Source organism: Olsenella sp. CU969 (assembly GCF_905219715.1).
Taxonomy (GTDB): Bacteria; Actinomycetota; Coriobacteriia; order Coriobacteriales; family Atopobiaceae; genus Granulimonas; species Granulimonas faecalis.
Window position 1 is genome coordinate 1 of record NZ_CAJMXC010000045.1, and the last position, 14,939, is coordinate 14,939.

General features: G+C 69.6%; 8 protein-coding genes and 2 tRNA genes. 1 reads left to right on the top strand and 9 read right to left on the bottom strand.

What is annotated here, in order from left to right; translation table 11 throughout:
- The 5 genes from JX283_RS05630 to JX283_RS05650 form a co-directional block, all read right to left on the bottom strand.
- On the bottom strand, positions 1 to 3,822 hold a 3,822-nt coding region (locus JX283_RS05630), incomplete at its 3' end, for a fibro-slime domain-containing protein (protein WP_204829708.1).
- A gap of 236 nt (positions 3,823 to 4,058) precedes the next feature.
- Complete coding sequence (locus tag JX283_RS05635; RefSeq protein WP_204829709.1) at positions 4,059 to 5,516, bottom strand: MFS transporter; 1,458 nt, start codon at positions 5,514 to 5,516, stop codon at positions 4,059 to 4,061.
- A gap of 84 nt (positions 5,517 to 5,600) precedes the next feature.
- The gene (locus JX283_RS05640) at positions 5,601 to 6,812 is read right to left on the bottom strand and encodes an iron-containing alcohol dehydrogenase (protein WP_204829710.1); all 1,212 of its coding nucleotides are present in this window, start codon (positions 6,810 to 6,812) and stop codon (positions 5,601 to 5,603) included.
- A gap of 223 nt (positions 6,813 to 7,035) precedes the next feature.
- Positions 7,036 to 7,959 carry a 1-phosphofructokinase family hexose kinase gene (locus tag JX283_RS05645; protein WP_204829711.1) on the bottom strand — a complete coding sequence of 308 codons (924 nt, stop codon included), beginning with the start codon at positions 7,957 to 7,959 and terminating at the stop codon, positions 7,036 to 7,038.
- An 87-nt stretch (positions 7,960 to 8,046) separates the two neighbouring features.
- The gene (locus tag JX283_RS05650; protein ID WP_204829712.1) at positions 8,047 to 9,582 is read right to left on the bottom strand and encodes a PTS fructose transporter subunit IIC; all 1,536 of its coding nucleotides are present in this window, start codon (positions 9,580 to 9,582) and stop codon (positions 8,047 to 8,049) included.
- Positions 9,583 to 12,045: 2,463 nt separating this feature from the next.
- Here JX283_RS05650 and JX283_RS05655 point away from each other — a divergent pair.
- Positions 12,046 to 12,121: transfer RNA gene (locus JX283_RS05655), tRNA-Glu, on the top strand.
- A gap of 620 nt (positions 12,122 to 12,741) precedes the next feature.
- Here JX283_RS05655 and JX283_RS05660 read toward each other — a convergent pair.
- The 4 genes from JX283_RS05660 to JX283_RS05675 all read right to left on the bottom strand — a co-directional run.
- Positions 12,742 to 13,023 (bottom strand): PTS sugar transporter subunit IIB, encoded by a 282-nt coding sequence (locus JX283_RS05660; RefSeq protein WP_204829713.1) that lies wholly within the window; start codon positions 13,021 to 13,023, stop codon positions 12,742 to 12,744.
- A gap of 85 nt (positions 13,024 to 13,108) precedes the next feature.
- Positions 13,109 to 13,193: transfer RNA gene (locus JX283_RS05665), tRNA-Leu, on the bottom strand.
- A 22-nt stretch (positions 13,194 to 13,215) separates the two neighbouring features.
- Positions 13,216 to 14,226, bottom strand: a complete 1,011-nt coding sequence (locus JX283_RS05670) for a phosphatase (RefSeq protein WP_204829714.1) — start codon at positions 14,224 to 14,226, stop codon at positions 13,216 to 13,218.
- On the bottom strand, positions 14,219 to 14,939 hold a 721-nt coding region (locus JX283_RS05675), incomplete at its 5' end, for a septum formation initiator family protein (RefSeq protein WP_204829715.1). The genes JX283_RS05670 and JX283_RS05675, both read right to left, overlap by 8 nt.

Genomic DNA, 14,939 nt, shown 5'->3' on the forward strand with positions numbered 1-14,939 from the left:
GGTCCCACGCACGTTCACGAAGTCGGCCCGGTGGGTGCCGTCGGCCTCCACGACCACGTCATGGGTGCCGGAGGCCGGATAGGTGTAGTAGCCGTCCCCGTTGGCCTCGCGCTCGGTGACGGTGGCCACGCACCCCTCGGGCAGACCCTGGACCACAAGCTCCTCGCCGTGGTGCAGGGGCAGCACGTCGCCGCTCCTGACCAGGCCGGCCCGGTCGCGGCCGTAGTAGTGGAAGGAGTCGGTCAACTCGTTGCCGTCGCTATCGTGGAGGCGCACCTCGAAGTTGAAGTTGCGCAGGTAGTCCTCGGAGGCAAGGCCGTCGCCCTCCACCGTCTTTGACAGCACCAGGCTGCCGGTGGCGGGCAGGGCCGGGTCGCGGTCGGTGACCACCACGGNGTTGATGAGGGAGAACANCCCCGTTATGTCNATGTCGCCCAGGTCGTCGGCCTCGGCGGTGGAGTAGAACGGGTCGTCGGGGTCGTCGTGCTCGTGGAGGTTCTCCTGCACCCGGGTGCGCACGTAGCCGGTGTCGGTGACGNAGAACGGGCTGTAGTTCTTGCCGCCGTCCTCGTCGGACAGGCCGTAGTCCACCACGGCGTTGATGCCGTAATGGAGGTTCAGGGAGCGCACCTGGTCGTCGGTGCCCGGCAGCACCGTGTCGGCCCATCCGTCCATGGCGAAGGAGCCGGAGGGCTGACCCTGGGCGAAGGCGGTGATGTCGCGCAGGGTGATGTTGACGGCCCCGTCGGAGGCGTNCTTGACCATGGTCTGGACGAGCTTGCCCACGCCGGCCATGACGGTGACGCCGTCGTCGGCCTCACCGGCGTCGGCGTAGATGGAGTAGACGCCGGCCTGGACCTCGACGATCTGGGGGTTGAGCTCGCAGCCCTCAGGGGCGGAGNCCTCGCGCAGGTAGTAGGTGCGGGCCTCGCCGTCGTGGCGGGTGTCGGGCCAGGTCATGTCCCCGTAGCCGCCGTGGTCCCCGGCGGCCTTGTGGCCCTCGTGGGGCTCGAAGACAAGCATGCCGTCGGTGCCGTCGAGGGTGGCCGTAGTGCCCTGGGACAGGGCCCGGGCCGGGTCGTTGGCCTCGGCANCTGCCCGGGACCCGTACAGGGCGAAGACCGCGCCNTTCCTGGGGGTGCCGGTCTGGTCGACCTTCATGACGCGGAGCTCGCGCTGCTCGTTGGGGATGTAGATGCGCGAGCGGAAGTCGCGGATGAACTGGCGGATGTCCAGGGAGCAGTAGCCGCGTTGGAGGTAGTCCTCGGGATCTGGGTCGATGGCGTCGACGAGGGAGTCCGGGGAGCCCGAGCCGTCGGCGTCGAGGGTCTCGGCCACCTTGGCCCCCAGAGCGGCGTAGCGCTCGGAGGAGTCCATGGCCGCCACCGTCTCACGGCTCACGCCGAGGGCCCGGGCCAAGGCGTCGGGCTTGATGATGGCGTAGAAGTTGCGCATGTCGCCGGTCTCGGGGTTNTTGAGCAGGTAGCGGTCGGCCCGGCCGGGCAGGTTCTCGAGGAGGGCCTGGAGCCTCTGGGTCTCGTCATCCCAGGTAAAGTACCAGCCCGAGGCGTGGGTGCCGTCACGCTCGGCGTTGTGGACGGCCGCCATCTGCATGAGGGCGCCCCGGAGGGTCACCTGGCGGGCCTGGCGCTTGAACTCCTCGTAGCCCACCCGGTCCTCGGAGTACTCCACGGCCTGGAACCCCGTGAGGNTATCGCCGTAGAGGGGCAGCCAGCGCTCCTCNCCGGCAGGGGTGGTGGAGCGCAGCATCGGCACCGCCACCACGAGGCCGTCGGCCTGGTCGGCCACGGGCACCGGGTCGGACCCGGGAATCTGGGTGACCAGGCCGCCGTCCTCGCCGATCTGGCCGTAGTAGACCTCGGCGTTGTTGCCGGTGACGCGGCTGATGAAGCTCGCGTAGGCGCCGGTCTGGTAGCGATTGTTGACCACGAGCATGGTGTACTGCGGCTCGAAGCGCAGCAGCAGGTCCTGGGGGGTCGACTTGTAGCCCGCAGGTGCCTTGGTCTCCCGAAGGATGTAGAGCAGGCCGTCGCCCGTCTCGGCGTCGTAGCGGTCGGAGAAGTTGAAGGGGTCGGCCTGGGCCTGGGTCGCCCGGGGCTNGGGGTCCTCGAAACCTGCCACGCCGTCATCGTCGGTGACCAGGTGCGTGAGGGGGCCGCCCACGACCTCGACGTCGTCGAGGCCGAAGGTGGAGGAGTTCTCCTGGGTGGGGACGGTGCCGTCGGAGGGCCTGACCGCATAGAGGTCGAACTCGGCGCCGGCAAGGGGGTTGCCGTACTGGTCGACCTTGTAGATCTGCTGATAGAGGGCAGGCTGGAGGTTGAAGCGCAGGGCGATGGACGAGTCGTAGNTNCCGCNCTCGAGGNAGAACATCTTGAGGGTGTGGCTCGTNTTGGAGGCGAAGGTGNCGCCGTTCCAGCGCACTGCGTCACCGTGGCCGGCGGCCTCGAACGCGGCCTTGATGGTGGTGGAGTCCGTGGCGGCGGCGGCCGGGTCGTCGGGGATGCCGTGGAAGTCGAAGGCAGGGCCCATGTGCACCTCGCCGGTGGCGAAGTCGATGGTGCCGTAGACCTCGGAGTGGATGCCGCCCAGGTCGAGGACGAGGACGTCGTCGATGAAGACCCAGACGTCGTCNTCACCTTCGAACTCGAAGGTCATGGGGTTGGCGCCCACCTTGCCNTCCACGGGCTGGCGGAAGGTGGTCTCCACAGTCATACCCAGGTGGTGGTCCACCGGCTCGGCGTTGCCCTGGTTGTTGGCGTTGAGGACGTTCTGGAGCGAGCCGTCGGCACCGAGGGTGAAGGCCTTCTCGGCGCTGTTGAACGGGAAGAAGTTGCCCACNGAGCCCTTGTCGTCGGTGCGCAGGCCCGCCGGGGCGTCGTAGAGGGTGAAGTGGCCGGCGCTGTCCTCGGTGGGGTCGGCCGTGAACTCGGCGAAGTTCCGGCGCATGTTGTAGAAGTAGTAGCCTTGGTCGTCCATCTGGAAGAGACCGGTGACGTTCTTGTAGGACTCCTTGCCGGCGCAGTCCTGGTCGGGGTCGAACAGGTACTGGAGCGAGCGCACGGACTCCGGGAGATCGTAGCCCTCGCCGTCCTTGAAGTTCACCACGGAGCTGTTCTCGAGCGCCGTCTTGATGGCGGCGGTGCTCGGGTCGGGGTCGTTGCCGATCCCGGAGAAGTTCACGTTGCCGGTGCCGTTGGCCACGGAGAGGGCCTGGGCCTGGACCACACGGTCGATGTTGCGGCCCCATACCGGGTGGAAGAGGCCGTTGTCGGCGGTGTTTGTGAGGTTGGAGATGTAGAGGGGGCCGGCGTTGCCGTAGAACGACTGGTTCTTCACCCAGGCGGTGTCGCCCGTCGCGTCGCTGTAGGACCCGTCGTTGACGTCGAGGCCGCTCTCGGGGGAGGCGCTCACCACGGGGAAGCCCGTGGCGGAGAGCGCGGGCTCCACGATGCCCTGCATGCCGGCGTTCTCGCGGGCGATCTGGCNGTAGTTCTCCACGAGGCCCTGGTTCCAGTAGCCGAGGTGACGCATGCCGTCACCAAACAGGAGCAGGCGCCCGTAGTTGATGGAGTCAGGGTTTGCGAGCCATGTGTCGTAGTTGACCTTGGGCGTGGCACTGCCGGTGGTGCCCAGGGTGTCGGTGCCGNCCATGGCACCGGCGCCGGTCGCGCCGGCGCTGTAGTTGAAGAGGTTGACCGTGGNGCTCTCGGGGTCGAGGCCCGGGACCACGTGGGAGGCCAGCTCCTCCGCTGTGACCGCCGCCCGTGCCGGTACGGCCGGGAGGAGGGAGAGTGCCACGGAGAGGGCAACAAGGGTCAGGACGGCGACCCTGAAGGGCCAGGAAGCGGGTCTTTTGAGCATCGTTTCGCCTCCGATGGATCCAGGATTATCGACACATACTTTATTCTCACTTTCAGATAATAATAAAGCAACCCAAAATAAGCNAAAAAATCATGGCCCTCAAGGGCCATGATCGNGGGCTCGAAGCCATCTCCTTTTTTGGCGGAGCCGATTCCCGACAGGCCGCCGCGACCCTAGGGACGCTCGNCGGGCCGCTCATGGGCCGGGTCGCGCGCCANGACGGCCCAGGTGAGCACGGCACCCGCGGCCACCAGGGCGGCAAAGACCCAGAACACCGCCTGGAACCCCGCCATGAACCACTCGGGATGGGCNGCCTCGAAGGAGGTCTGGGGGGCGCCTGCCGCCCGCCCCATGGCCCCGTAGAGCACGGCAGAGCCGAACGTGACCCCCAGGGCCATGCCCAGGGTCCTGAAAANCGCCGCGATGGAGCTTGCAAAACCCAGCTGGCCCTCGTCCACGCTGCCCATGACGAGGGAGTTGTTGGGGGCCTGGAANAGCCCNACCCCCACGCTGGCGAGGCCGAGCACGCACACCACGAGCCAGAGCGGCGTGGACAGCCCGAGNAAAGCNACGGCGGCCAGGCCCNCGGCGTAGACCGTGAGGCCCACGGCCGTGGGACGCCCGCAGCCCACCCGGTCCGACAGGGCGCCGGCCACCGGCCCGAGGATGCCCGAGACCACCGGCATGACCATGATGGCCAGGCCCGCCGCCGCGGCGTCGAGCCCGCGGGCGTCCTGCAGATAGAACGGCACGATGTACTCGCTCATGCCCACGGCGAGGAAGCTCGCGNACATGGTGGCGAGGTTCACGTCGAACGCCGGGNTGCGGAAGCTGTCGAGGCAGATCAGGGGGTCGGCGCACCGGCGNTCGCGCACGACGAAGGCGCATAGCAGGAGCGCCCCGCAGGCGAGGAGAGCCACGGTGGCCGGTGACGGGNGCGTGGTCACGAACGTGAGGCCCGAGGTGAGGGCGAGCACGGCCGCGGCCACGAGGACGGCGCCGGGCGTGTCGAGGGGCCGGTCCGAGGGCGCGGGGGCGTCGTCGGGCAGCGTCATGCGGCCCAGCACCAGGCAGAGCACGCCGAANGGCACGCTCATGGGANAGACCCAGTGCCAGCCGGCCGTGGTGACCACGAACCCGCCTACGGTGGGGCCGCACATGAGGCCCAGGGAGACCGCCGTGGCCACGACGCCCAGGGCGCGGCCGCGCTCGTCCGACGGAAACGCCTCGGTCACGATGCCCATGTTGGTGGCGAGGGCGAACCCGGCCCCCACGGCCTGCACGGCGCGGGCGGCGATGAGGGGGACGAGCCCCTGGGTGAGGCCGCACAGGAGGGAGCCCACCGTGAACACGAGCACGCCCGCCTCGAAGAACCGGACCTTGCCCAGGCGGTCGCCCAGGGCGCCCACCACGGGCATGACGGCGCANATGACGAAGAGGTACGCCGTTGACACCAGCTGCACCGAGTCCATGGCCACACCCNGCTCCCGCTGGATGGAGGGCATGGCCACGTTGACGGTGGACCCGTTGAGCGTTGACATGAACGACATGATCGCCACCGTGCCGAGCACGGCCCAGCGGTTGCCCGCGGCCTTCCCCATGAAGATCCCTCCCACAGAAAAACCCGCCATCACCGTTGGGGCGATGATGACGGGTTCGCATCCGTTACCCCGGGCGTGCCGCCCGGCCTTGGGGCCAGTGTAGGGCCGCTCCCCTTAGAAGTCCACGTCGATGTCGTAGTAGACGCACTTGAGGAGCTTCTCCATCTCCTCCTGGGTGGGGATGCGCGGGTTGGAGCCGGTGCAGGCGTCGCCGATGGCGAGCTCGGCCACCTGGGGCAGCTTCTCCAGGAACTCGGCCTCGTCGATGATGGAGGTCTCGGCCGGCAGGCCGCCCTCGCCGTAGTACTTGATGGCCTGCGGGATGTTGAGCTCGTCGTTCATGTGGCGCAGCTCGGCCACGAGGGAGGCCACGAGCTCCTCGGTGGTGTCGCCGGACAGGTGCAGCCTGCGGGCGATGTCGGCGTAGCGCTCGGCGGCGCGCGGGTCGCGGGCGTTGTACTGGATCACGCGGGGCAGGTACATGGCGTTGGCCGCACCGTGGATGATGTGGCCGCCGGAGAAGGCGGCGCCGGTCTTGTGGGCCATGGAGTGCACGATGCCGAGCAGCGCGTTGGAGAAGGCCATGCCGGCCAGGCACTGGGCGTCNTGCGTCTGGCGGCGGGCCNCCTTGTCGCCCTCGTAGGACTTGACCAGCCAGTCGTGGATGAGCTCGATGGACCACACGGCGTCGGCGTCGGTGAAGTTGCAGGCGGCGGTGGAGACGTAGGCCTCGATGGAGTGGGTCATGGCGTCCATGCCGGTGTGGGCGCAGAGCTTGGCCGGCATGGTGTAGGCGATCTCGGGGTCCACGACGGCGACGTCGGGGGTGATGTTGAAGTCGGCCAGCGGGTACTTGACGCCCTTGGCGTAANCGGTGATCACCGAGAAGGCCGTGACCTCGGTGGCGGTGCCGGAGGTGGAGGGGATGGCGCAGAACTTGGCCTTGGTGCGCAGGGTGGGGAAGTTGAAGGGGATGCAGAGGTCCTCGAAGGTGACGTCGGGGTACTCGTAGAAAGCCCACATGGCCTTGGCGGCGTCGATGGGGCTGCCGCCGCCGATGGCCACGATCCAGTCGGGCTGGAACTCGGTCATGGCCGCGGCGCCGCGCATGACGGTCTCGACGGAGGGGTCGGGCTCGACACCCTCGAACAGCAGGGTCTCCATGCCGGCCTCCTGCAGGTACTTCTCGGTGCGCTCGAGGAAGCCGCCGCGCCGCATGGAGCCGCCGCCGGTGACGATGACGGCCTTGGAGCCCTTGAGGCCCTTGAGCTGCTCGAGGGCCCCCTCGCCATGGAAGATGTCGCGGGGCAGGGTGAACTGAGCCATGGGTGAATCCTCCCAATCGCTGTGGGGGCGCCTGTTGCCCCCGGTTGCAAGATGACGGGCGCCGGGCGCCCGATGAAGCCTCGGCCGTGCGGCCCGCACGGACCGCATCAGGGCGATAGTTTATATCCCTCAGTGGGGGGCGCCTGTGAAAAGCGGTTCGCCGAAAACACGGGTCTGCCCATGGTCCAAAGGATTACAATCAGTAGTTCTCCGGCCTCGAGGCCTAGCGGATGCGTTCCACGCTCACCTGGGAGGCGAGCTCGTCCACGCGGGCGAAGTCGCCGAGCCCCGGGCAGAGCGCCACGTTGGCGCCGGTGGCCATGGCCCGTACGAGGGCACCCTCCACGTTGGAGCGGTCGTCGTACCAGGCCGACAGGAACGCCCCCAGNGTGCCGTCGCCGGCGCAGGCCGTCTGGAACGGCTCGATCCTGGCGGCGCCGCACCTCCACACGCCCTCCCCGTCTGTGAAGTAGGCCCCCTTGCCGCCCATGGTGAGCAGCACGTNCTTGGCGCCGGCCGCCACCACCTCGTCGAGGGCCGCCACGGCGCTGGCGTCGTCGGCGACGTCCAGGCCAAAGATGTCGCGGAGCTCGTCGTCGTTGGGCTTGATGAGCAGGGGCCCGCGTCCCACGAGGCTCTTGAGGTGGGCGCTGGAGACGTCGAGCACGAACTCGGCGCCGCGCTCCTCGAGGACGTCGAGCAGGCGGTCGTAGAAGCCGCCGTCCATGAGGGGCGAGAGGGACCCCGAGACNACCAGGCAGGTAAGGTCGGGCAGGGCGCGCACGAGCTCGAGCATCTCGTCCTGCTTCNCCGGGGGCACGGGCGCACNGGCGCCGGGCNTGGTGTACTCCACCTCGCCGGCGCGCACGAGCACGGTGATGCGGGTCGTCCCCTCCACGTAGACGGGCTCCACGGGACACACCTTGCGGGCCCCCTCCACGATGTAGTCACCGGTGAAGCCGGCGAAGAAGCCCAGGATGCAGGAGGGAGAGCCGTAGTGCTCGAGGGTGAACGACACGTTGAGGCCNTTGCCGNTGNGCGAGTAGTCGGCGGCCCCCNCGCGGTTGACGGCGTCGGGCACGAGGGCGCCGTCGTTGGTGGTGACGTTCATGTCGATGGCCGGGTTGGTGGTGAGGGTGTGGATCACGGGAGGCGTTCCTTTCTATAGAAGAGGGCCCGGCATACGGGTGATGCCGGGCCCTGGGGTCTCGCGGGTGGTGCTGGCCGTCCGGGGTTAGGCGGCGTTGGGGGTGGTGCCGGTGCCCACGCCCTCGGAGCGGCGCTCACGGTCGTACTGGGACTTCTTGAAGAGCACGAAGAGCATGCCGCCGACCACGGAGCCGATCAGGATGGCCCCGATCCAGGCGATGGGGTTCTCGACCACGGGGNGCACGAGGAAGCCGCCGTGGGGGGCCGGGACGTGCACGCCCAGCATGAGGGTCAGGATGGCCGCGATGGAGCTGGAGAGCATCATGATGGGCATCACGGGCCAGATGTTCTTGGTCATGAAGGGGATGGCGCCCTCGGTGATGTGGGTGCAGCCGAGGATGAAGTTCACCAGGCCGGCGTCGCGGTCCTCCTGGGTGAAGTACTTGCGGCCCACGACGGTGGCGAAGGTGGTCACCAGGGGCGGGGCGATGCAGGCGGCGGACACGGCGGCCATGAAGGCGGTGCCGGAGACGTACTCGGGGGTGCCCACGCCGGCGGCGAGGCCGGTGCCGAGCAGGGCGGTGCCGGTGACGTAGGCGGCCTTGTTCACGGGGCCACCCATGTCAAAGGCGCACATGCAGCCGATGGCGAGNCCGAGGACGATGGGGCTGGCGGTCTGCAGGCTGGCAAGGAAGCCCATCATGCCCTCGTTGATGGCCACCATGGGGCCGGAGATGGCGAGCATGGCGAGGCCGGTGATGAGGGTGGAGCACAGGGGGTAGAGGAAGATCGCCTTGAGGCCGTTGAGGTTCTCGGGCAGGCGGGAGAAGGCCTTCTTGAGGCCCTCGATGACGTAACCGGCGAGGAAACCGCCGATGATGCCGCCGAGGAAGCCGAAGCCCACGCCGGCGCCGCCGGCGTCGATGAGGCCGGTCTCGGNGTTGACGGGCAGACCGGTGANGGCGATCATGCCGGCCACGAAGCCGGGCACGAGGCCGGGACNGCCGGCGATGGACTCGGCGATGTAGGCGGCGAGCACGGGCACCATGAGGTTCATGGCGATGCCGCCGATGGNCTTGAGCATGGCGGCGAAGGCGTTGTAGTCGGCCGCGGTGGAGTCGAAGCTCGTGATGCCCCAGAGGAAGGAGACGGCGNTGAGGACGCCGCCGGCCACCACGAACGGCAGCATGTGGCTGANGCCGTTCATGAGGTGCTTGTAGATCTCCTGGCCGATACCGCCCTTCTCGAAGCCGTGGTTGTCCATGGCCAGCTCCTCGTCGGAGGGCACGGAGGCGCCGGCGTTGGCGGGCTTGGCCACGAGGGCACGGTCGATGAGGCCGGCCGGGTCCTTGATGCCGGCGGTCACGCNGGCCATGACCATGGGTTTGGAGGTGAAACGGCCCTCGTCGACGTTGACGTCGGCCGCGATGACCACGGCCTTGGCGTTGGCGATGTCCTCGGCGGTGATGGCGTTCTTGACGCCCTCCTGGCCGTGGGTCTCCACCTTGATGGTGAGGCCCTTGGCCTTGGCAGCCTGCTCGAGGCCCTCCTTGGCCATGAAGGTGTGGGCGATGCCGGTGGGGCAGCCCGTGCACGCGAGGATGTCGTAGTGCTCAGCCATGCGTACTCCTCTCTTCTTCCTACTCTCTACTCTCGCCGCGGGGCGGCGCCTTCCGAGTGGTGCGGGGTCCGCGACTGGCTCCGCGCCGCCCCTCTCGTTGCGACCATTGAACGGCACCTGAGAAAATCATTGAAGATTTCTGCAAGGCGAGCGGTAGTTTTGGAAGCGTGGACGGTAGTTTTGATTAGAAAAACGAAGTAGTTGACCATTGAAAAGAGGTCAACAAGATCGACGGCCGTCGACGCTCACGACGGCCCGGTCCTGCCATTTCACAGGTCCTTTTCAACCCTGAACACGGGTCGTCCGGCCGACGGGTATCGATGGAACCCTTGCTATAGTGGTGGCGCTGTGGCTCTTTTTTAGGATTTCAAAGGGGGTGACCATGGCCTTCGACCCGGCACAGGAGGAGTACCGCAGGCTGAGCCTGCGCTTCGCCAGGACGCAGGAGATCGGCGACGCCTACACGGCCACGCGCGCGGCGGCCGCGTTCCGCCGGCGCTTCGCATGGAACCACGACTCCCTTCCCCAGACCGACCAGGACCGCGCCTTCCACCTCGTGGCGCGCGCCTCCGAGCTCGTGGACCGCGAGCTGCCCTTCGCCGAGGACGGCGACGTGGCCGGCCTCGTCGCCGAGGCCCGGTCGCTCCTCGAGGAGGCCGTCTCCCTCGACCCCGAGTGCCACGACGCCCGCCGCATGCTCGCGGCCCAGGAGTGCCCGAGCTTCGAGGAGCACTACCGCTTCCTCGTCGACAACGTCGACGAGGTGCGCGGGCGCACCCTCGCCCGGCGCAACGAGGCGCTCGCCTCCGGGCGCACCGTCGCCGACATCGAGGCGCGGCTCGTCTCGTACCCGCTCTACCGCTGGCTCGCCTCGCTCGCGGCCCGCGCCCTCGTTTGCGGCCGCTACCGCAAGAGCCTGGAGTTCTGCCGGGAGGTCCTGGAGATGGACCCCAAGGACCACGCCGACGCCCGCTTCACCGCCTANCTCGCCCTCGCCAAGCTCGAGGACGCCGATGGGCTCGAGGCCCTGGCGGACCACGCGGCACGGAACGTCCCCCACCGCCCGGCGCCGGACGCTTGGCTCCTCATCGCCTCCATGGCCCTCGCGGCCCGCCGGGGTGACCGCCAGGGGGCCCACCGCCACCTCCAGGCGCTCCTCGACGGCTACCCCCACGCCGGCATGGTCCTCNCCTCCCAGAGCGAGCTCCCCGNCGGCGTGTTCGNACGCNTGGNGGTGGNGCCCTACTCCAACGACGAGCTCGTGCNCGCCGNNAGCGAGAGCAGCGTGGTGTTCCAGGAGGGCGTGGACCTCAAGGGCATGGGCGCCCTCGGCTCCTTCGTGGCTGCCGACCCCTCCGTGGTGAGCGCCCGCATCTCCGACGAGATGAGCCTCGGGCGCACCCAGGACGCCGTGACCGACTGGAGGGGCTGACCGTGGACTGGTACGGCGAGCTCACCCAGCGCGTGGCCGCCCGCTACCTCCAGGAGCACGGCCCCATGAGCGAGGGGGCGCGCCAGGAGCTCATGGGGGCCGTGGCGGCCGACGTGGACTCCTTCGTGGACCACCCGGCCGACCGCGCCTTCGCCATGGTGGCCCAAGCCCAGGCCGCCCTCGCCAAGGCCTCAGCCGACGACGAGTTCCTGAGCGACGACGAGTACATGGCCTCACGGGCACGGCGACTGGAGAGGCTCTGCGCCGCGTGCGACGAGGCCCTCTCAATAGACCCCGACGCCACGGACGCCGCCCTCATCCGCCTGCTCGCNACCGAGGCCGACGCCCTGNAGCACGTCACGGCCCTCCGCGCCCTCGACGGGAGCCTGGGCGCGGAGGCCCCGGCCGAGGCGACCGACCCCGTGGACGCGTGGGCCGACGTCTTCCGGCACCCCGCCCTCAGGGTGCGGGCGGCCCTGGCCGTCACGGCGCTCGACGCCGCCAACGTCTCTATGGCGCTGGGGTGCGCGAGGTCGCTCCTGGACGTCATGCCCGGCGACGAGCTGGGCATGGGCGGCACGGCGGCGCTGGCCCTGGCACGCCTGGAGGACGAGGAGGGCTTCAACGAGCTGGACGCCCGCCTGGGGCGCCGCGGCAGCGCCTGGACCAACCTCGCCCGCACGCTGCTGCTCTTCAAACTCGACCGCCTGCCGGCGGCTCGGCGCGCCCTCGCGGGGTTCAGGTCCCTCAACGAGGGCGCGGCCTACGCGCTTCTGCGCCCCACNTACGTGGAGACCTACCTCCCGTGCCGCCCGGAGTTCGTCCCGGGGTCGTTCGAGGAGGCCGTGCTGGCCGNCCACGAGGCCGATCCGGTGGTGGTGGACGCCCCCGACTTCGTCAACTGGGCCTCGGAGCAGCCGGGCGTGCTCGACNACGCCGTGGCCTTCGCCCGCTCCAACGGCATGGACTGGTAGCCTTCGGGCTGCGGCCGGGCGCGGCGATGCTGCTATACTTGGCAATCGCGCGCCGACGTCCCCATCGTCTAGCGGCCGAGGACACCGCCCTTTCAAGGCGGGAACACGGGTTCGAGTCCCGTTGGGGGCACCATAGGAAAACAGCAGGCCGGAGGGTGTGAACCCCTCCGGCCTTGTTTTTTGGTCGATGTCGTGGCGCGGCCTCGGGCGCCCTAGCCCACGAAGTAGCGGCCCACGCGGTAGAAGGTCACGGTGCCGGAGGTCTTGTTGTCGGAGAACTGCACCACCTCGACGGAGTGCTCGCCGTCGGAGAGCTGGCCGTCGGTGAGGTCCAGGGCGTGGACGCCGTTCTCCATGGGCNCGGCCNGCACCTGATCGCCATNCACGAACACGTAGGTGGTCCTGTCGACCGGGATGCCCTCGGTGACCACGGACACCTGGGCGTGGAGCTTCTGCGGGTTGACGGCCATGTGCGGGATGCCGCCATCCTCGGTGGTGCCCTCGTCGCAGGAGAAGTAGGCCGTGCCCTCCCCCACGTTGCCGTACTGGTCGTGGCCGAAGGTCGCGGGNTCCNTGGCCGTGGCGTCCTCGGTNGAGGAGGCGGCCGCGTCGTCCGCCGGCTGTGCGGCCGGCGCCCCGCCGCAGCCCGCCAGGGCCAGGGTGAGCATTCCTGCCGCGACCAGCTTGCCTACCTTCATCACGATCCTCCTCGATCGAACGCCCCGGCGGGACGACGTACCTGTCAGGGGATTACTACCCCATCAGGGCGAGGACGGCTCGCTCGNAGGCGGCCATGTTCTCACCCAGGAGGAACGGGACCCCGTTGACGTAGGGGCACTCCAGGTGCTGCGGCGCCATCATGGTGGNCACGAGGAAGTCGAACCCGGCCGAGAGGCGCGGNGCCTCGGCGATCTTGCACTGCCGGATGGTGTAGGCGCCCTCGTAACCGTGGNAGTCGAGGAACCGCTCCAGACGGGCACGGACGGCGGTGGAGGTGGCGAACCCGGACCCGCAGGCCAGGAGGATGCGCTTCATGGGCGTTCAGCTTTCATATCCAAGGCGTCCCTGGGGGCCGCCGAGAGGTTCTCGTCCCTGCGGCGCCGCCGTCGCGGCACCGAGGTGGTAGGGGCGGTGGGACTCGAACCCACACGCCGTGAAGGCCGAGGTTTTTAAGACCCNTNCGTCTACCGTTCCGCCACGCCCCCGTCCTTGAACCATCCTAATCCTTTATGGCTCCACGAGNTCGGCGAGGCCCACGGTGGCGGGCAGGAANNCCACGNGGCCCGGGGTCCCGTCGCGGGACCTCTCCACGGCCATGCAGGCCCCGGCGAGGCCGTCGAAGTCGCTCACCGTGAGCTCCCTGAAGCCGCTGGCCCTCATGAGCTCGCCCACCAGGAGCGTGCCACCCAGGANCACAGGCGCCCGGTTGGGCTGGAGACCCGGGATGCGGGCCCTCTGGGACTCGGTCATGGCGGCAAGGCGGGCGCCCAGGTCGTCCACCTCCTCCACGGTGAGGGCGGAGCCCTGGTCCACCGCGCTGTCGTAGGNCTCCAGGCCCAACCTCATGGCGGACAGNGACGTCACGNTGCCGCCGGTGGCGNTGAGGATGTCGGGGTGGGCCAGGGCCCCCTCCATCCAAGGCATCTGGGCCTCGAAGGCCATGCGGGTCTCGCAGCAGCAGGCCACCAGGTCGTCGCGGGAGGGCGGGTCGTTGCGCGAGAGGAACCGCTCGGTCAGGCGACGCGCCCCCAGGTCGAAGGAGTGGGTCCAGTCCACCACGAGCCCGTCGTCGGTGCGGCCGCCGCAGGTGAGCTCGGTGGAGCCGCCACCGATGTCGGCCACGGCCATGCTGTGGCAGTCGAAGGCCTGGGCGACCCCGCGGAACGCCAGGGCCCCCTCCACCGTTCCCGTGAGCACCTCGGGCGCGAGGCCGCGGGCGNGCAGGGCGTCCAGGAGCTCGTCGGCGTTGCGGGCGTCCCGGGCCGAGGAGGTGAGGAAGCACCCCACGACGTCGCAGCGGTGGTCGCGCAGGAAGGCGATGAAGCCGTCCACGGCCTCGAGCACGCGGGCGATGGCGTCGGGAGAGATGAGCCCCGCGGCGTCCACCCCCTCNCCGAGGTTGCAGATGCGGCTCTCGCGCACGATGGAGAGGACCACATGGTCCCGGATGTCGGCCATGCCCACGCGGGCGGTGACGGTNCCGATGTNTATGACGCCCACACGGCGGGTCTCACTCATGGTTCTGGTCCCCCTTCTGGTAGAAGAAGAGTCGGTCGAGGGCCTGGATGTNCCAAGGGTCCTCCCGGGCAAGCACGGCGGCCCGGACGTCCTCGGGAATGGGCACGGCCTCGCCCCCCTGCCCACCGGGGAGGCCGGAGACCGTTGCGGCCTCCTCGCCCTCCTTCACGTAGCCGTGGAGCCGGGCCTCGTCCTCGATGCCCTGCTCGGTGGTGAGGTCGCGGGCGCGCTTCTCCACGGCCTCGTTCTCGGCGTTTATCTCGGCGAGCACGTCCTGGATGATCTGGTTGTTGCGCTTGGCCATGTAGAGGTCCCGCACCGGCCCGTAAAGCGCCACGACGGCGACCACGACCACCGCGAGCACGGCGAGGGCGCGGCGGGACGGACGCGGGAGGCGCCCCTTGCCCGGCTGCCCGTCGGCACCTTCCTGGGGGGAGGTGCGGCCGCGGCGGGCCCGGGACGGGGAGTCGCCGCCGCGCCGGGCCGACGTCACGGCCGCCGTCAGACGCTGCGCCGCGGAGCGCGCCCCCCCGGCGACGGCCGCACCGGCCTTGGCCGCGGCGGACGCGCCCTTGGACGCCTTGGGGGTCCCCGCCGTCTTGGCGGCCTTGCCAGCCTTGGCGGTCTTGGCCTTGGCGTCTGCGGCCCCCCGGGCGCGCTGCCCGGCCCCGACGCCCCCGCGGCGGCGGGTGCGGTCGCCGCGGGGGCGTCGG